The 17,173-nt window shown below is 63.2% G+C and carries 16 protein-coding genes; 12 read left to right on the top strand and 4 right to left on the bottom strand.

Annotated elements, in window-relative coordinates:
• Window positions 1-95 precede the first annotated feature (95 nt).
• Together polA and ACJO2E_RS20020 are read left to right on the top strand one after the other, a co-directional pair.
• Window positions 96-2,819 (top strand): DNA polymerase I, encoded by a 2,724-nt coding sequence (polA, locus tag ACJO2E_RS20025; RefSeq protein WP_406966173.1) that lies wholly within the window; start codon window positions 96-98, stop codon window positions 2,817-2,819.
• A gap of 226 nt (window positions 2,820-3,045) precedes the next feature.
• On the top strand, window positions 3,046-3,417 hold the full coding sequence (locus ACJO2E_RS20020; RefSeq protein ID WP_406966172.1) for a hypothetical protein: 372 nt from the start codon (window positions 3,046-3,048) through the stop codon (window positions 3,415-3,417).
• Window positions 3,418-3,427: 10 nt separating this feature from the next.
• Here the strand turns inward: ACJO2E_RS20020 and ACJO2E_RS20015 are convergent, their stop codons facing one another.
• The 3 genes from ACJO2E_RS20015 to ACJO2E_RS20005 all read right to left on the bottom strand — a co-directional run bounded on the left by ACJO2E_RS20015 (window position 3,428) and on the right by ACJO2E_RS20005 (window position 7,211).
• Window positions 3,428-4,801, bottom strand: a complete 1,374-nt coding sequence (locus ACJO2E_RS20015) for an OmpP1/FadL family transporter (RefSeq protein ID WP_406966171.1) — start codon at window positions 4,799-4,801, stop codon at window positions 3,428-3,430.
• A gap of 185 nt (window positions 4,802-4,986) precedes the next feature.
• Window positions 4,987-6,108, bottom strand: coding sequence for a PilT/PilU family type 4a pilus ATPase (locus ACJO2E_RS20010; protein WP_406966170.1), 1,122 nt, complete (start codon window positions 6,106-6,108; stop codon window positions 4,987-4,989).
• Between the two features lie 68 nt (window positions 6,109-6,176).
• A complete protein-coding gene (locus ACJO2E_RS20005; protein WP_406966169.1) occupies window positions 6,177-7,211 on the bottom strand; it encodes a type IV pilus twitching motility protein PilT in 1,035 nt (344 codons plus the stop codon).
• Between the two features lie 111 nt (window positions 7,212-7,322).
• Between ACJO2E_RS20005 and ACJO2E_RS20000 the strand changes: the two genes are divergently transcribed.
• The 10 genes from ACJO2E_RS20000 (at window position 7,323) to ACJO2E_RS19955 (ending at window position 16,452) form a co-directional block, all read left to right on the top strand.
• Window positions 7,323-8,066 carry a YggS family pyridoxal phosphate-dependent enzyme gene (locus tag ACJO2E_RS20000; RefSeq protein ID WP_406966168.1) on the top strand — a complete coding sequence of 248 codons (744 nt, stop codon included), beginning with the start codon at window positions 7,323-7,325 and terminating at the stop codon, window positions 8,064-8,066.
• Window positions 8,067-8,123: 57 nt separating this feature from the next.
• Window positions 8,124-8,960 (top strand): pyrroline-5-carboxylate reductase, encoded by an 837-nt coding sequence (gene proC, locus ACJO2E_RS19995; RefSeq protein ID WP_406966167.1) that lies wholly within the window; start codon window positions 8,124-8,126, stop codon window positions 8,958-8,960.
• A gap of 50 nt (window positions 8,961-9,010) precedes the next feature.
• Window positions 9,011-9,580, top strand: a complete 570-nt coding sequence (locus ACJO2E_RS19990; protein WP_406966166.1) for a YggT family protein — start codon at window positions 9,011-9,013, stop codon at window positions 9,578-9,580.
• A 253-nt stretch (window positions 9,581-9,833) separates the two neighbouring features.
• Window positions 9,834-11,798, top strand: a complete 1,965-nt coding sequence (locus ACJO2E_RS19985) for a dynamin family protein (RefSeq protein WP_406966165.1) — start codon at window positions 9,834-9,836, stop codon at window positions 11,796-11,798.
• 163 nt (window positions 11,799-11,961) lie between these two features.
• Complete coding sequence (metX, locus tag ACJO2E_RS19980) at window positions 11,962-13,110, top strand: homoserine O-succinyltransferase MetX (RefSeq protein WP_406966164.1); 1,149 nt, start codon at window positions 11,962-11,964, stop codon at window positions 13,108-13,110.
• Window positions 13,107-13,706: a methionine biosynthesis protein MetW gene (metW, locus tag ACJO2E_RS19975; RefSeq protein WP_406966163.1), complete on the top strand. Its 600-nt coding sequence runs from the start codon at window positions 13,107-13,109 to the stop codon at window positions 13,704-13,706. Before metX ends, metW begins: the two co-directional genes overlap by 4 nt.
• Window positions 13,707-13,708: 2 nt before the next feature.
• Entirely contained in the window at window positions 13,709-14,149 is a 441-nt protein-coding gene (locus tag ACJO2E_RS19970) for a DUF4426 domain-containing protein (protein ID WP_406966162.1), read from the top strand.
• A 19-nt stretch (window positions 14,150-14,168) separates the two neighbouring features.
• Window positions 14,169-14,765, top strand: a complete 597-nt coding sequence (gene rdgB, locus ACJO2E_RS19965) for an RdgB/HAM1 family non-canonical purine NTP pyrophosphatase (RefSeq protein WP_406966160.1) — start codon at window positions 14,169-14,171, stop codon at window positions 14,763-14,765.
• Window positions 14,762-15,919, top strand: a complete 1,158-nt coding sequence (hemW, locus tag ACJO2E_RS19960) for a radical SAM family heme chaperone HemW (RefSeq protein WP_406966159.1) — start codon at window positions 14,762-14,764, stop codon at window positions 15,917-15,919. The genes rdgB and hemW overlap by 4 nt, the downstream gene beginning before the upstream one ends.
• Window positions 15,916-16,452, top strand: coding sequence for a hypothetical protein (locus ACJO2E_RS19955; protein WP_406966158.1), 537 nt, complete (start codon window positions 15,916-15,918; stop codon window positions 16,450-16,452). Before hemW ends, ACJO2E_RS19955 begins: the two co-directional genes overlap by 4 nt.
• 4 nt (window positions 16,453-16,456) lie before the next feature.
• On the opposite strand, the gene trmB is transcribed toward ACJO2E_RS19955, so the two are convergent.
• Complete coding sequence (gene trmB, locus ACJO2E_RS19950; protein WP_406966157.1) at window positions 16,457-17,173, bottom strand: tRNA (guanosine(46)-N7)-methyltransferase TrmB; 717 nt, start codon at window positions 17,171-17,173, stop codon at window positions 16,457-16,459.

Here is a 17,173-nt window from a genome sequence, read left to right as displayed (position 1 = left end):
GGCAAGGGACACACCATTCCCGGCGAGCCGCGCCTCGCCAGGGGCTTTGTATGGCACGCTGAAACGCTGCGAACTTATGTTAAGGGACACTAGAGATGAGTCAGCAAAAGACGCCCCCCGTAGTCCTGGTCGATGGATCCTCCTACCTGTTCCGGGCCTACCATGCCCTGCCCCCGCTCACCACCAGCAAGGGGCACCCCACGGGAGCGATCAAGGGTGTGATCAGCATGCTGCGGCGGCTCGAACAGGACTTCCCTGGCTCCAAGGTGGTGGTGGTCTTCGATGCCAAGGGCAAGACCTTCCGCCACGACCTGTATGAAGACTACAAGGCCAACCGCCCCCCCATGCCGGATGACCTGGGCGTCCAGATCGACCCCATCCACGAGATTGTCCGGGCCATGGGGCTGCCACTGCTGATCATCCCCGAGGTGGAGGCGGACGACGTGATCGGCACCCTGGCCACGGAAGCCACCAGCAAGGGCGTCGATGTGGTGATCTCCACTGGCGACAAGGACATGGCGCAACTGGTCAGTGACCACGTCACCCTGATCAACACCATGACCGAAACCGCCATGGATCGGGACGGCGTGGAGAAGAAGTTCGGCATCAAACCGGAACAGGTGGTGGACTACCTGGCCCTGGTGGGTGACACCGTGGACAACATTCCCGGCGTCACCAAGTGCGGCCCCAAGACCGCCGTCAAATGGCTGCAGCAGTACGACAACCTGGACAACCTCATGGAACACGCCGATGACATCGGCGGCAAGATTGGCGACAACCTGCGGGAGGCCCTGGACCACCTGCCCCTGAGCCGGGAACTGGCCACCATCCGCACCGATGTGGAACTGGCCTTCGGTATCGAGGAAGTCGCACCGGAGCCGGAAGACCGGGAGCAGTTGCTGGCGCTGTTCAAAGAGTATGAGTTCAAGACCTGGATTGCCGAGTATTCCGGGGAAAACGGCACCAGCAGTGATAGCACCTCCGAGCAACCGGACAACACCCCGCCGGAACGGCAATACGACACCATCCTCACCACCTCGCAACTGGACCAGTGGCTGGACCGCCTGGAGAAGGCCGACCTGTTTGCCTTCGACACCGAGACCACCAGCCTGCGCTACAGCGAGGCGGAAATTGTCGGCCTCTCCTTTGCCATCGAACCCGGCCAGGCCGCCTACCTGCCCCTGGCCCACGACTACATGGGCGCGCCGGAGCAACTGGACCGGGACGCCACCCTGGACAGGCTGAAGCCACTGCTGGAGAGCCCGGAACACCGCAAGGTGGGTCAGAACCTCAAGTACGACAAGAACGTGCTGGCCAACCACGGCATCTCGCTGGAGGGGATTGCCGAGGACACCATGCTGGAGTCCTACGTGCTCAATTCCACCGCCACCCGCCATGACATGGACAGCCTGGCCCTGAAGTACCTGGGCGAGAAGACCATCAAGTTCGAGGAGATTGCCGGCAAGGGGGCCAAGCAGCTCACCTTCAACCAGATCGCCCTGGAACAGGCTTCCGAGTACGCCGCCGAGGATGCGGATATCACCCTGCGCCTGCACCACGTCCTGCGCCCGCAACTGGCGGACACCGGTCGGCTAGAGGCAGTCTACCGGGACATCGACCTGCCCCTGGTGCCGGTACTGTCCCATATGGAACAACGGGGTGCCCTGATTGATGCCCCGACCCTGAGACGCCACAGTCAGGAACTGGCGGAGCGCATGGCAGAGCTGGAGCAGGAAGCCCACGAGGAGGCCGGAGAGAGCTTCAACCTGGGCTCGCCCAAGCAACTGCAGGCCATCTTCTACGACAAGATGGGGCTGCCGGTGGTCAAGAAAACCCCCAAGGGAGCCCCGTCCACGGCGGAACCGGTGCTGCAGGAGCTGGCCCACAACCATCGCCTGCCCCGGCTGATCCTGGAGCACCGCAGCCTGAGCAAGCTCAAGTCCACCTACACCGATACCCTGCCGGAGTTGATCAGCCCCCGCACCGGGCGCGTCCACACCTCCTACCATCAGGCCGTGGCCGCCACCGGACGCCTGTCATCGTCGGAGCCCAACCTGCAGAACATCCCGGTCAGGACCGAACAGGGCCGACGTATCCGCCAGGCCTTCGTGGCGCCGGAAGGCCGCAAGCTGGTGGCCGCTGATTACTCCCAGATCGAATTGCGGATCATGGCCCACCTGTCCGGTGACAAGGGACTGCTGACCGCTTTCGAGAAAGGCGAGGACATCCACCGGGCCACCGCCGCCGAGGTGTTCGACGTCAGTACCGGCGATGTCACCGCCGACCAGCGCCGCAGCGCCAAGGCCATCAACTTCGGCCTGATCTACGGCATGTCCGCCTTCGGCCTGTCCCGGCAACTGGAAGTGGAGCGCAAGGTGGCCCAGGACTATATCGACCGTTACTTCCACCGCTATCCGGGGGTGCTGGAGTACATGGAACGGATCCGCAAACAGGCCCATGACGACGGCTTCGTGGAGACTCTGGCCGGGCGCCGGCTCTACCTGCCCGAAATCAACGCCCGCAACAAGCAGATGCAGCAGGCCGCCGAGCGCACCGCCATCAACGCCCCGATGCAAGGCACCGCCGCCGACATCATCAAGCGGGCCATGATCACCGTCGAGGACTGGCTGACCGCCAACCATGCCGACGAGGCCCGCATGGTCATGCAGGTGCACGACGAACTGATCCTGGAAGTGAGGGACGATGCCCTGGACACCATTTGCAAGGGCCTGGAGCAACGCATGTCGGCCGCGGCGGAGCTTAAGGTGCCGCTACTGGTGGAAACCGGAGTGGGCGACAACTGGGACGAGGCCCACTGACCACCGACAGCCTGTTCGACCGTAAAACCGTCATTGACCGTCGCCCCAATACGGTGCACTCCGGGCCAGGTATGCACCGTCTCTGCTCCCTCTCCCCACCCTCGTCCGGTGCCAGGGGGTGACCCCACAGACTGTCTGTTGCTGCCGTGGGTGGCTCGGACGCCATGGCACGATTCTCGCTTAGATATTAGCCACTTATCCGTTTCCAGACATGAGGCAGGCTTCCATGGCATCTCTGGCGAGTGAACGTAACTGGCTGTTCAACCCCTCCACCATGAAGAAGATCCAGCAGTGCCGGCGGCTGATCCAGATGGAATTCGGGGTCAAGCTGCACCTGACGGAAGAGTCACTGGTTGAGCAACTGGCCAGCTTTGCCGGCCGCTCCCGATCCGATGCCCTGACACGAGCCTGGACCGAACTGAAGGACAGTGTTCCGGAACTGGCGGACGTCCTGAGCGAGTCCTCGTCCGGCGACAGCAAACGAACCTATCGGGGACAATCCCTCCCGGACCCCGAAACCCCGACGAGCAGCTCACAGGATGAGGGGGCCCAGCCCCGGAAGCCAAAGATGATCTACCGGGGCCAGGTGGTAGGCTAGCTCCCGGATATCAGAATGCCTTGTTGACCTGCAGTGAGGCACTCCAGGCGCTGAGCTCGTAGGTGGCGTCATAGCTGGCGGACGACGCCGGCACGGTCGGGTTGGCATGACTGTACTCCCGATCGCTGACCTCGGCATCGTCTGCAAAGATCAGCGTACCCACAGCAGCATCGACGGACCATCCGCTGCGGACATCCTTCCACTGGGATCCCAGGGTCAGCCAGTGGCGGTCCTCCGAGGGTATCCTGGCAGTCACGTAACCATCCACCGGGGATTCATCCCAGGCATAACCGGCCTTGAAGGCCCAGGCCGGCGTGGCCTGCCAGATGCCACCCAGGTTGAACTGCCAGGTATTCTTCCACTTCTCGGTGATATGGGTGACGTACTCCCCGGGGCCGGCAGTAATATCGCCATTCGGGTCACGGCTGATAACGTCCAGCTCCTCGAAGCGGCTCCACTTGGCATAGGTGGCACCGGCCAGCAGGGTGACATCGTCAGTCAGCCGGTGCCGTGCACCGACAGTGACGGTTTCCGGGATGGCCAGGGGAACCGTGACCTTCTCATTCAGTGTGGTGGTCTGGGTGTAGGTGGGCCCCACCGGCACGTTTCGGATCTCAGCGTCGCCCTCCAGCTCCAGCTCGGTACCGGTCTGGGCGGTCAGGCCAAACTGGGTCCTGTCCGACAGTTCGTAGAGGAAACCCACCCGGAAGGTGACACCAACATCATCGCCCTCGATATCGGCATAGGGTTCGGGCAGCGCCAGTGCACCCGCACCGGCCGTTGCGCTCAGGTCCTGGAAGCGGGTCAGCCGACCCTCGGCGTAGATCACGTTCAGCCCCGCACCCATGGACAGCCCTTCCCCATTGCTTACGGAGATGGCCGGGGTAAAGGCAATTGCCGTCAGTTCGGTCTTGTCCGCAAAGAAACGACCGGCAAAGTCATTGTCGTAGTCGGCGGCCAGGCCGTAGGGGGCATGGATACCAAAGCCCACATCAACGGAATCATTGATCTCATGAGTCAGGTACAGGTGGGGCAGCACTGCGGGATCCGCGATGTCGCCCCCGTCAGACGCAGGCTGGACCGGCACTGACGGATTCTGGCGGCTCACGGCGATGGAGTCACCCTTGGCCTCGGCATCGATATCAAGCACCGCCGCCCCCAGGGACACATTGGTGCCGGACAACTGGCTCATACCGGCCGGGTTGAACAGGACAATGGCAGCGTTCTCAGGGTTCGCGGCGGCACCGGCATTGGCGGTACCCATGGCGCTGGCGCTCTGCTCGTTCAGGGAAAAGCCCCCGGCCAGGGCACCGGCGGGCGTCAGGGCGGCGGTCAAAGAAACGAGACGGATGGAGCGGGCGAGTGTGTTATGTAATTTGTGCATGGTATCTCCTCTATTAGCGCGCGCGGAGTATACGAAGCACGGACAATCACCGAAAAATATCGTCTGCTTATGATTAATATACGAAATATCAATGTATCAAGGCTGGACAATGCATCACGCACCGGTACAGGGAAGGCAAAGCACCCCCTGTCCAGGTGACAGGGGGCGGTGCCGGGGGGGGGACTTCAGTCGTTCTGGATGGACAGTTTGTCGACGCTGGATGAGAGCTGATCGGAGCCCTTGGCATCGGCGCCCAGCTTGATCATCAGGCGCAGGTCGTTGGCGGAGTCGGCGTGGGCCAGGGCGTCCTCGTAGGTAATCGCCCCCTCGGAGTAAAGGGTGTACAGCGCCTGGTCGAAGGTCTGCATGCCCGCCTCCGTGGACTTGGCCATCAGTTCCTTGAGCTTGTGCACCTCGCCCTTGCGGATCAGGTCCGCCACCAGCGGGGTGTTGATCAGCACCTCGATAACCGCCCGCCGACCCTTGCCATCCGGGGTCGGGATCAGTTGCTGGGCCACAATGGCCTTGAGGTTCAGGGACAGGTCCATCCAGGTCTGGTTGTGCTGGTCCGGGTTGAAGAACTGGATGATCCGGTCCAGGGCCTGGTTGGCGTTGTTGGCGTGCAGGGTGGCCAGGCACAGGTGACCGGTCTCGGCGAACTGCACCGCGTACTGCATGGTCTGCCGGGTCCGGACCTCACCAATGAGGATGACATCCGGCGCCTGCCGCAGGGTGTTCTTCAGGGCGGTCTCGAAGCTGTCGGTGTCAATGCCCACTTCCCGCTGGGTGACGATACAGCCCTGGTGCTGGTGCACGAATTCGATGGGGTCCTCAATGGAGATGATATGCCCGCGGCTGTTGCGGTTACGGTGCCCGAGCATGGCCGCCAGTGAGGTGGACTTACCGGTACCCGTGGCCCCCACGAAGATGATCAGGCCACGCTTGGTCATGGCCAGGTCCTTGATGATGTCCGGCAGGGTCAGGTCATCAATCTGCGGAATCTTGGTCTCGATCCGCCGCAGCACCATACCGCACAGGTTGCGCTGGAAGAAGGCGCTGACCCGGAAACGGCCAATGCCCCGGGCACTGATGGCAAAGTTACACTCGTGGCTTTCCTCGAACTCCGCCTGTTGTTTGGAGTTCATGGAGCCATAGACAAACTCCCGGGTCTGCTCCGGCGTCAGGGCGTTCTTGGTGACCGGGAGCACCTTGCCGTTTACCTTCATGCTGGGCGGCACCCCGGCAGTGATGAACAGGTCCGAGCCGCCCTTTTCGACCATCAATCGCAGCAGTTTTTCGAATTCCATGAGAGTACGTCCAGCATTCAGTCGCGTTTGCCGGCACCGCTATCGCCGGCGCCCTATCATTGTCAGTGTCAGAAGTTGTCCGGAATCTTGGCCTTGGCCCGTGCCGCCTCGCGGCTGATCAGGCCCTTCTGCAGCAGCCGCTGGAGACACTGATCCAGGGTCTGCATACCCAGGGAACCACCGGTCTGTATGGCGGAGTACATCTGGGCCACCTTATCTTCGCGGATCAGGTTACGGATTGCTGCGGTACCGATCATGATTTCGTGAGCCGCTATCCTGCCGCCACCCATTTTCTTCATCAGGGTCTGTGAAATAACCGCCTGCAGCGACTCGGACAGCATGGAACGGACCATGGATTTCTCTTCCGCCGGGAACACATCCACCACCCGGTCAATGGTCTTCGCCGCCGAGGTGGTGTGCAGGGTGCCAAACACCAGGTGACCGGTTTCGGCCGCGGTCAGCGCCAGGCGGATAGTCTCCAGGTCCCGCAGCTCACCCACCAGGATGATGTCCGGGTCTTCCCGCAGGGCTGAGCGCAAGGCCTCGCTGAACCCGAGGGTGTCACGATGGACTTCCCGCTGGTTCACCAGGCACTTCTTGGATTCGTGCACGAATTCGATGGGGTCTTCAATGGTCAGCACGTGCTCGTAGCGGGAATCGTTGATGTAGTCGAGCATGGCCGCCAGGGTGGTGGACTTGCCGGAACCGGTGGGGCCGGTCACCAGCACCAGGCCGCGGGGCACCGATGACACATCCTTGAAAACCTGGCCCATGCCCAGATCTTCCATGGTAAGCACTTTCGAGGGGATGGTCCGGAACACGGCGCCGGCGCCCCGGTTCTGGTTGAACGCGTTGACCCGGAAACGGGCCACACCTGGCACTTCGAAGGAAAAGTCGGTCTCGAGGAACTCTTCGAAATCCTTTCGCTGCTTGTCGTTCATGATGTCATAGATCAGCCCGTGAACTTCCTTGTGTTCCATGGGCGGAAGGTTGATCCGGCGTACATCGCCATCGACACGGATCATGGGGGGCAGCCCGGCGGACAGGTGCAAGTCAGACGCACCCTGTTTAGCCGAGAAGGCCAGCAGTTCAGTAATATCCATAGGGTTCCTCGGAAGGCGGTTCTTTTATGCCCTGGCCCGCTTGGTTTTTCCCAACCCCGGGGTTAACGTGAGGCCCCTATACAGCACAGCCAGCGGCAGTCAGAAATTATTATGAGCAGCATAGCAGACAACATCAGGAGCGTAACCCGACGCATACAAAAAGCAACAAAGGCAGCCGGACGAAGCGACGGGAGTGTGAGCCTGCTCGCAGTCAGCAAGACAAAACCGGCGGAAGACCTTCGTGAAGCTGCCGTTGCCGGCCAGCGGGCGTTCGGTGAAAACTACCTGCAGGAGGCCCTGGAGAAGATCGACGCCCTGGCGGACCTGCCCGATGTGGAATGGCATTTTATCGGGCCCATCCAGTCCAACAAGACCCGGGCCATTGCCGAGCATTTCCAGTGGGTGCACAGCGTGGACCGGCTCAAGGTCGCCCGGCGCCTGAGCGAACAGCGCCCGGTCCATCTGCCGCCCCTGAACCTCTGCCTGCAGGTCAATGTGGACGAGGAAGACAGCAAGTCGGGTTGCCGCCTGGAAGAACTGCCGGAACTGGCCGCCGCCATCAGTGAACTGCCCGGCCTGACCCTGCGGGGACTGATGGCCATTCCCGACCCGGAGCAGCCGGAGAACGACCTGCGCGCCAGCTTCCGGGCACTGGCTGGCGCGCTGGAGGACCTGAAAAGGCGGGACAACGTGACCGGTCCGCTGGATACCCTGTCCATGGGCATGTCCGGCGACCTGGAACTGGCCATCGCCGAGGGCGCCACCCTGGTGCGGGTGGGCACGGCCCTGTTCGGCACCAGGAACTATTCCAAAGGTACCAGCCAGGGTGGCCCGGGCTCCCGGGCGAGCGGGTAAGCGCTCGATTTAACTGGTATGATTTGCGATCACCATTCTTATGACGCGGAGTGAACTGTGAGTACATCACCGACAATCGGCTTTATCGGCGCGGGCAACATGGCCAGCGCCATCATTGGCGGCATGCTGGACAGCGGCTTCCAGGCCGACGGCATCTGGGTCAGCGCTCCGGACGATGACCACCTGCAGGCCATCCGCCGCAAGTTCGGCGTCAGTGTGACCACCGACAACCGCTACTGCGCCCAACAGGCAGACGTACTCATCCTGGCGGTAAAGCCCCAGATCATGGCGGACGTGTGCCGGGACATCACCCCCGTGGCCCAGAACACCCGCCCGCTGATGGTCTCCATCGCCGCCGGCCTGACCGCCGACACTCTGGATGGCTGGCTGGGTGGCGGCCTGCCGATGGTACGGGTGATGCCCAATACGCCATCCCTGGTGGGCATGGGCGCCGCCGGCCTGTACGCCAACCCCGAGGTCAGCGACGAGCAGAAGCAGACCGTCGAGTCCATCTTCAACAGCATCGGCAAGGCACTCTGGCTGGAGGATGAAAACCAGCTCCACGCGGTGACGGCCCTGTCCGGAAGCGGACCGGCCTATTTCTTCCTGATGCTTGAGGCCCTGGAAGCGGCCGCCAGCGAGGCCGGCATCCCGGCGGAAACCGCCCGGGACCTGGCCATCCAGACCATGGCCGGCGCCGCCGAAATGGCCGCCCGCAGCGAGCACGATCCGGCACAGCTCAAGCGCAACGTCATGTCCCCCGGCGGCACCACCGAGCAGGCCATCAACACCTTCGAGGACGGCGGCCTGCGCCCCCTGGTGGAAAAGGCCTACAACGCCGCCATGAGCCGCTCCCGGGAAATGGCCAAAGAACTGGCTGATGCCAGCCGATAACCACCAGCGACCACCCAGACACCCAGGTTTATAACGGAGAGACTGCCCCAATGCTGGCCAAGATATTCATCACCGTGCTGCAGTTCGTGTCCATGTTCTACCTGACCGTGGTGCTGCTGCGCTTTCTGCTGCAACTGGCACGGGCCGATTTCTACAACCCCATTTCCCAGTTCGTGGTCAAGGCCACCAACGCCCCGTTGCGCCCCCTGCGCCGGGTGATTCCGGGCATCGGCGGTGTCGATGGCGCCTCGCTGGTGCTGGCGGTGCTGGTGAGCGCCCTGTTCTTCGCGCTGTTATGGGTGGCCAGCGGTTATTCGATCATGCGACTGAACCCGGTGGCCCTGCTGGCCTGGTCCGGGGTCTATGTGCTGGACCTGATTATCAACATCTACTTCTGGAGCGTGCTGGCGGTGGTGATCATCAGTTGGGTGGCGCCCCAGAGCGACCATCCCGCCATCGCCCTGGTGGCCCAGATTACCGAGCCGGTGATGCGACCGGTCCGCAATATCGTCCCCCCACTGGGCGGCCTCGACCTGTCCCCCATCTTTGTCTTCCTGATCCTCAACGTGCTGCGGGTGGTGGTGGATCACCTGGGTGCTGCGGTGGGCATGCCGGTCTGATCACGTCAACGGTCACAGGGTCAGCGTGCGTTTGAACACCTGTGACCGGTTTAACAGATCTGACGATTAAACCGACATACGCTAAACCTTATCGATTGTTAATCTGCGACAATTATACGCGCGACCGTTGCAGAGATGCCGACAGGCCTGTCGGGACCACCACCTGACGCTGCCCGGAACGGACCACCGGACAAGCACTCAGATCACCGCAGACGCTCTTGGGGAAGTCTGCCAAGCGGACAGGGCAAGTACCATGAACGGACCAGCTATCCTGGCGCACCAGGTTGAAGCCTATCACCAGTGGAAGAAGGAACTCATTCGCCAGATCAGTCGCTACCGGCTGTGGCTGCAGGACAACGACCTGTACTCCGAGGATGTCAGCGAGCGCATCCGCCGGGGTGTCGAGCTGCTGATCGAGGACGAGCTGACCATTGCCTTCGTGGGCGAGTACTCCCGCGGCAAGACCGAGTTGATCAACGCCCTGTTCTTCTCCGAGTATGGCCAGCGCATGCTGCCCTCCCAGGCAGGCCGCACCACCATGTGCCCCACGGAACTGTTCTTTGACCGGGCCAACGGCAGCAACTACCTGAAACTTCTGCCCATCGAGACCCGCGAGGGGGACCTGTCACTGCAGGAACTTCGCCGCCACCCGGAACACTGGATCCGCTACGAGCTGGACGAGGACGATCCGGATACCATGCGGGCCGTGCTCGCCGAAGTGGCCCGGGTACGCAGCGTTACCCCACAGCAGGCCCGCAAGTTCGGCTTTAGCGAATCCATGCTGGAAGCCGATCTCGACAATCCCGGGCAGGTGCTGATCCCGTCCTGGCGCAGCGCCCAGATCAGCATCCGCCACCCGCTTTTCGAGCGGGGCCTGCGCATCCTCGATACCCCCGGGCTCAATGCCCTGGGCTCGGAGCCGGAGCTGACCGTCAGCCTTCTGCCGGCGGCCCATGCCATCCTGTTCCTGCTCAGCGCCGACACCGGCGTAACCGCCAGCGACATGACCATCTGGAAGGAGCACATCGATACCGAGGACGCCGACCATCGCGCCGGCCGCTTCGCGGTGCTCAACAAGATCGATACGCTGTGGGATGAACTCCAGTCCGAGCAGCAGGTCCAGGAGGGTATCGACCGGGTCCGGCACAACACCGCCAATCAGTTGGGCCTGGACGATAACGACGTTATCCCGATCTCCGCCAAGCAGGGCCTGACCGCGAAGGCGCGGGGCGACGATGCCCTGCTTGGCCGCAGCGAACTGCCGCAGCTGGAGCGGCTGCTGGTAGGCCGCATTCTCAAGCAGAAGGAAGAATTGATCACCCAGAGCCTGATCAATGACCTGCTGGGCATGCTGCAGAACAGCCAGGCGGCGATGCAGTCCCGACTGGAAAGCCTGGAGGAGGAACGCCAGGCCTGCGCCGGCAGCGCCGTTGACCGGGAAGCCCTGCGTCGGCTGGCGGACCGCGCCCAGACCGATTACGACTTCTATTACCGCAAGCTGATCACCCTGCGCTCCAGCCGCCGCCTGATGCAGTCCCAGGGTGACATCCTGACGGACATGGTGAGCGAAGAGCGCTTCAATGCCCATGCTGCCACCGTCCGCCAGATGATGACCAAAAGCTGGACCTCCGCCGGCATGAGTCAGGCCATGGACCATTTCTTCGAACTGCTGGAGAGCGACCTGCAGAACCTGCTGGCGGAAGGCCGCCTGGCGGAGCGCATGGTGGAAGCCATCTACCGACGCTACAACCAGGACACCCGGGCCCGACACCTGGAACCAATCCCCCTGCGGGCGGGCCGCCATGTGATCGCCATCCGTGAACTGCGCAAGCGGGCCACCCGCTTCCGCCGTGCACCCGGCAACCTGCTGCGGGAACAGAACCAGCTGATCCGTCGCTTCTTCCAGGTCATGGTGACCGAGGCCCGCACCCTGCATGACCGGGTCCGTCGTGACGTGGAGCGCTGGCCCGGCGAAGCCCTGCTGCCAATCATGCAGTACTCCATGGAGCAGAAGCAGCTGCTAGAGCACCAAGTGCGTCGCATCCGCGACATGGTCCGCAGTGACCGCGACAGCAAGGCCGAGCGGGAGCGCCTCACCAACACCATCACCGACCTGCGCAAGCAGCTGGAACTGGCGGACACCATGCAGCGCCAGATTCGCCGCCCCGCCCCAACCCTCAGCCAGCAGAAGGTGGTCAACATCTCCGGCATTGCCTGACGCAGCTCTAGCCAGAAAATCCCCACTATGGCAGCAGGCGACACCGCTGCCATAGTTCGGTTGCAGCGGTGTCGTCGCCCCTTTAAACTGAAGGGCTTGCACCGGCCCGGAAGACGGCTGGACGAACGACCCGAGACGACCAATCAAGGACTCAACCGCATCGATGCCCGACTCCCTGCCTTCGGATTCTGTAGGCCTGGTTACCCCACAAACCCTGCATTTTGACGAGCCCCTGACGCTCGCCTGTGGCCGGACCCTGAAGCAGTGGGACCTGGTGGTGGAAACCTATGGCACCCTGAATGACAGGCGCAGCAATGCCGTGCTCATCTGCCATGCCCTCAGTGGCCACCACCATGCCGCCGGGTACCATTCCATGGACGAGCGCAAACCGGGCTGGTGGGATGCCTGTATCGGGCCGGGCAAGCCCATCGACACCAACCACTTCTACGTGGTGAGCATCAACAACCTGGGCGGCTGCCACGGCAGCACCGGCCCCAGCACCATCAACCCGGACACCGGCGAGCCCTACGGTCCGGACTTCCCGGTGGTGACGGTGCGGGACTGGGTGGACAGCCAGGTAGTGCTCGCCGACCGTCTGGGCATCGACTGCTGGGCCGCCGTGGTGGGTGGCTCCCTGGGGGGCATGCAGGCACTGCAGTGGAGCATCAGCTACCCGGACCGGCTCAGACATGCCGTGGTGATTGCGTCCACACCCCGGCTCACGGCCCAGAACATCGCCTTTAACGAAGTGGCGCGCCGGGCCATCACCTCCGATACCGACTTTCACGGCGGCCATTACTACAAGCACAACACCCTGCCCCGGCGCGGCCTGATGCTGGCCCGCATGGTGGGGCACATCACCTATCTGTCCGATGCCTCCATGGGGGAAAAATTCGGCCGTGAACTGCGGGACCAGGCCTACCAGTTCGGCTACGATGCGGAATTCCAGGTGGAGAGCTACCTGCGCTATCAGGGGGAACGCTTCTCCGAGACCTTCGATGCCAATACCTACCTGCTGATGACCCGGGCCCTGGACTACTTCGACCCGGCCTATGAAACCGACAACGACCTGGTGAAAGCCATGGCCAAGGCCCACTGCGAGTTCCTGGTGCTGTCCTTCAGCAGCGACTGGCGCTTTACCCCGGCCAGGTCGGAGGAACTGGTGAACGCCATGCTGGCCGCCCGGCGCCGGGTGAGCTATGCGGAAATCAACGCGCCCTGGGGGCACGATGCCTTCCTGATTCCGACCCCCCGGTACAATGCCGTGTTTTCCGCCTACATGAACCGGGTGGCACGGGAGGTGGGGGCATGAGGGCCGACCTCGAGATCATCCAGCAATGGATCAGTCCCGGCAGCCATGTCCTCGACCTGGGGTGTGGTGATGGCACCCTGCTGCAGTACCTGCAACAGGAGAAACAGACCACCGGCTTCGGCTTGGAGATCAACCCGGACCATATCACCGAGTGCATGGGCAAGGGCGTGCCGGTGATTGAACAGAACCTGGACACCCAGGGGCTGTCCAATTTCGATGACGACAGCTTCGACACGGTGCTGATGACCCAGGCCCTGCAGGCCGTGCAACGCCCGGACATCGTGCTGGACGAAATGATGCGCCTGGGGCGGGAAGGCATCGTCACCTTTCCCAACTTCGCCCATTGGCGGCTACGCTGGTACCTGATGTGGCGGGGGCGGATGCCGGAATCGGAAACCCTGCCCCACCGATGGTACAACACGCCCAATATCCACCTGTGCACCTTCAAGGATTTTGAGGCATTGTGTCATCAGAAGAACTTCCGCATCCGTAATCGTACGGTAGTGGACGGTGAGCACCAGGACCGCTGGCTAAGCCGCCTGTGGCCCAACCTGCTGGGCCAGATTGCCATCTACCGCATTACACGGGGAGACTGACCATGAAGCTCGCAATCACGTTGGCGCTGTTGTTGCTGACTCTTGCCGGCCCCGTCACGGCCCAGGAGAAGAGCGTCGACTTCGGGGAATATCAGGTTCACTACTCGGTATTCCCCAGCACCTTCCTGCAACCGGAAGTAGCGGTCGCCAACAACCTCAATCGCAGCAAGGGCATTGGTATCGTCAACATCGCCATCATGACCGAAGGGGACAATGGCGGCCTCAGGACAGTGCCGGGCCAGGTGGAGGGCAAGGCACTCAATGATGTCGGCCAGCCCAGCTTCCTGGCGTTTCGCCGAATCCAGGAGGGGGACGCCGTGTACTTCATTGCCGAGTACCAGTACAGTGCCGGTGAACTGATGACCTTCCAGATCACCGCCCGCCCCAGTGGCCACGCCCAGGATCTGCCGATCCGTTTCTCCCAGGCACTGTTCAATGACTGACCAGAATTCCGGAGTCACCATGACCCAGCGACTGGTCCTGGCCAGCAACAACCCGGGCAAGCTGCGGGAGCTGGGCGAACTGCTACACCCCCTTGGACTGAGCCCTGTTGCCCAGGGGGAACTGGGGGTCGGCGAAGCCGAGGAGCCCGCCGTCACCTTCGTGGAGAACGCCCTGCTCAAGGCACGGCACGCGGCCCGGGAAACCGGCCTGCCGGCCCTGGCGGATGATTCGGGCCTGGCGGTGGATGCCCTCGGCGGTCAGCCCGGCGTCCGTTCCGCCCGCTATGCGGGCCCCGATGCCAGCGACGAAGACAATGTCCGCGCACTGCTCAGGGCACTGGATAGCGTGCCCGAGGCGGGGCGCTCGGCCCAGTTCCACTGCGTGCTGGTCTACCTGCGCCATGCCGACGACCCGACCCCGGTAATCTGCCACGGCCGCTGGCCGGGGCACATCCTGGAGGCCCCCCGGGGGGATGGCGGGTTCGGTTATGACCCGGTGTTCCTGGCGCCGGAGTTCAACCTCAGTGCCGCCGAACTCACCCGCGAGCAGAAGGGCCGCGTCAGCCACCGGGGTCGCGCCCTGCGCCTGCTGGTGGAACAGCTGGAACAGACGTGATCCCCGCCACCACCGATACCGGGGCACCCTGCCCGCCACTGGGCCTCTACATCCACGTGCCCTGGTGCGTGCGCAAGTGCCCCTACTGCGACTTCAACTCCCACAGCTTCACCGGGCCACTGCCGGAAGACGAGTACCTGGACGCGCTGCTGGAGGACCTGCAGCAGGACCTGTCGCTGGTCCGCGGCCGCCCGGTGTCCACCGTCTTTATTGGCGGTGGTACCCCGTCGCTGATGTCCCCGGCGTTCTACCAGCGCCTGTTCCGCCGGATCGGTGAGTGGATCACCTTTACCCCGGACGCCGAGATCACCCTGGAAGCCAATCCGGGTACGGTGGAGCAGGGCCGGTTCCGGGGCTTCCGGGAAGCCGGCATCAACCGGCTGTCCATCGGCATCCAGAGTTTCAATTCACACCACCTGCAACGGCTGGGGCGAATCCACGACGACAACGACGCCCGAAGGGCCATCGAGGCCGCCTTCGAGGCCGGCTTCGACAACCTTAACCTGGACCTGATGCACGGCCTGCCGGACCAGAGCCCGCAGCAGGCACTGGCGGACCTGGAAGAAGCCCTGTCCTGGCAGACGCCCCACCTGTCCTGGTACCAGCTCACCCTGGAACCCAATACCGAATTCTATAGCCGCCCCCCGGCGCTGCCCGAGGACGACACCCTCTGGAGCATCTGGCAGGCGGGGCGGGAGCGGCTGCTGGCGGCCGGATTTGACGACTACGAAGTATCCGCCTGGGCTCGGCCTGATCGCGCCTCCCGCCACAACCTCAACTACTGGACCTTCGGCGACTACCTGGCGGTGGGAGCCGGTGCCCACGGCAAAGTGTCACTGGCGAATGGGGACATCCTGCGATACTGGAAGACCCGTCAGCCCGATGCCTACCTGAGACGCATCGGCAGCCGCACCGCCGGCACCCAGTCCATCGATCCGGAGGAACGCCCCCTGGAATTCATGATGAATGCCCTGCGGCTGAAGGATGGTGTCGACGAGGTCCTGTTCCGGGAACGCACCGGTTTACCATTGACTACAATTACTGCAATACTGAACCAATTGAGAACAGACGGGTTACTGGACCCTCACCGCCTGCAGGCCACGGAGCGGGGGCGACAGGTCCTGAACAGTGTGCTGGAGCGTTTTCTGTCATGAACGACACCACCCGCAGACCGATCCCGGCGAGAATCCGCTGGCTCGGGGGCGTGACCGCCGTCGTGCTGGTACTGCAACTGGGGCTGAACCAGCCCCTCCAGACCCCGGTTTCCCCCCAGGGCATGCTCAACTTCCAGTTGGCCACCACCGGCGAGAACGCGGCCGCCATCATCGAAAGCTGGGCCGGGGCCGGCCTCGGCTGGGCCCGGACCTCCCTGTGGAGCGGCTTCGTGTTTGCCTTCCTCTACAGTGCGCTGCTGATCCTGTTCACCAACCACCTGCTGGTGGACCGGCCCGGCATCCGGGAGCGTAAGGCGGGGCGATGGGTGCGGGGCCTGTTCGTGGCCGCCGGCATGACCCATGTTGCCGAGTATTCCCTGATGCTGGTGAACCTGGATTCGCCCAGTGACCGCCTGAGCCTGTCCGCCACGCTTCTGGCACTGATCAACTACACCGCCCTGCTGCTGGGCATTGCCGGCCTGGTGGTGATCCGGGCGGCGCGGCGCCATCCGATCCACACCCACCACGCCTGACGGCCTAGTTGGTCCGCCGGTACACCAGGTCCCACACACCGTGACCCAGCTTCTCCCCCCGCTTCTCGAACTTGGTAATGGGCCGGTGCTCCGGGCGTGGTGAGTAGCCGCCCTCCTCCCGGGCGTTGACGAAGCCTTCCGACCCGTCCATCACTTCCAGCATGTGCTCGGCATAGTTTTCCCAGTCCGTGGCCAGGTGCAGGATGCCACCGACACGGAGCTTGTGGCGCAGGCGCTGTACGAACTCGTGCTGGATCAACCGGCGCTTGTGGTGCTTCTTCTTGGGCCAGGGGTCCGGAAAGAACACCATGACCCGGTCCAGGCCGGCGTCCGGCAGGCACAGGTCGATCACATCATTGGCATCGATGGCGTACACCCGGACATTCTCCAGGCCCCGCTCCTCCACTTCCTTGAGCAGCGCGCCCACACCGGGGGCATGCACTTCCACGCCGATAAAGTCCTGTTCCGGCGCCGCCTCGGCCATTTCCACCAGGGACTGGCCCATACCAAACCCGATCTCCAGGTTCAGCCAGGCTTCGCGACCGAAGATCTCCCGGGGGTCGATAACACCCTGCTCCCGGGTCAGCCCATATTTCGGCCACAGGCGCTCGTGAGCCTTCTTCTGACCGTCGGTCATGCGACCCTGACGGATCACGAAGCTGCGCACCCCCCGGCGGGTAGTGATGGGGGATGAGTCCGTCTGGTTCTGGTGATCAGTCAT

The organism is Marinobacter shunpengi (genome assembly GCF_045449695.1).
Classification (GTDB): domain Bacteria; phylum Pseudomonadota; class Gammaproteobacteria; order Pseudomonadales; family Oleiphilaceae; genus Marinobacter.
Note: the sequence above shows the minus strand (reverse complement) of the source record. Positions and strands in the feature narration are given on the sequence as shown.

What these genes read in the sequence shown, in the direction of transcription:
- polA (WP_406966173.1), top strand. Translation starts at nt 96, where the DNA reads ATGAGTCAGCAAAAGACGCCCCCCGTAGTCCTGGTCGATGGATCCTCC.
- ACJO2E_RS20020 (WP_406966172.1), top strand. Translation starts at nt 3,046, where the DNA reads ATGGCATCTCTGGCGAGTGAACGTAACTGGCTGTTCAACCCCTCCACC.
- ACJO2E_RS20015 (WP_406966171.1), bottom strand. Translation starts at nt 4,801, where the DNA reads ATGCACAAATTACATAACACACTCGCCCGCTCCATCCGTCTCGTTTCT.
- ACJO2E_RS20010 (WP_406966170.1), bottom strand. Translation starts at nt 6,108, where the DNA reads ATGGAATTCGAAAAACTGCTGCGATTGATGGTCGAAAAGGGCGGCTCG.
- ACJO2E_RS20005 (WP_406966169.1), bottom strand. Translation starts at nt 7,211, where the DNA reads ATGGATATTACTGAACTGCTGGCCTTCTCGGCTAAACAGGGTGCGTCT.
- ACJO2E_RS20000 (WP_406966168.1), top strand. Translation starts at nt 7,323, where the DNA reads ATGAGCAGCATAGCAGACAACATCAGGAGCGTAACCCGACGCATACAA.
- ACJO2E_RS19990 (WP_406966166.1), top strand. Translation starts at nt 9,011, where the DNA reads ATGCTGGCCAAGATATTCATCACCGTGCTGCAGTTCGTGTCCATGTTC.
- ACJO2E_RS19985 (WP_406966165.1), top strand. Translation starts at nt 9,834, where the DNA reads ATGAACGGACCAGCTATCCTGGCGCACCAGGTTGAAGCCTATCACCAG.
- metX (WP_406966164.1), top strand. Translation starts at nt 11,962, where the DNA reads ATGCCCGACTCCCTGCCTTCGGATTCTGTAGGCCTGGTTACCCCACAA.
- metW (WP_406966163.1), top strand. Translation starts at nt 13,107, where the DNA reads ATGAGGGCCGACCTCGAGATCATCCAGCAATGGATCAGTCCCGGCAGC.
- ACJO2E_RS19970 (WP_406966162.1), top strand. Translation starts at nt 13,709, where the DNA reads ATGAAGCTCGCAATCACGTTGGCGCTGTTGTTGCTGACTCTTGCCGGC.
- rdgB (WP_406966160.1), top strand. Translation starts at nt 14,169, where the DNA reads ATGACCCAGCGACTGGTCCTGGCCAGCAACAACCCGGGCAAGCTGCGG.
- ACJO2E_RS19955 (WP_406966158.1), top strand. Translation starts at nt 15,916, where the DNA reads ATGAACGACACCACCCGCAGACCGATCCCGGCGAGAATCCGCTGGCTC.
- trmB (WP_406966157.1), bottom strand. Translation starts at nt 17,173, where the DNA reads ATGACTGATCACCAGAACCAGACGGACTCATCCCCCATCACTACCCGC.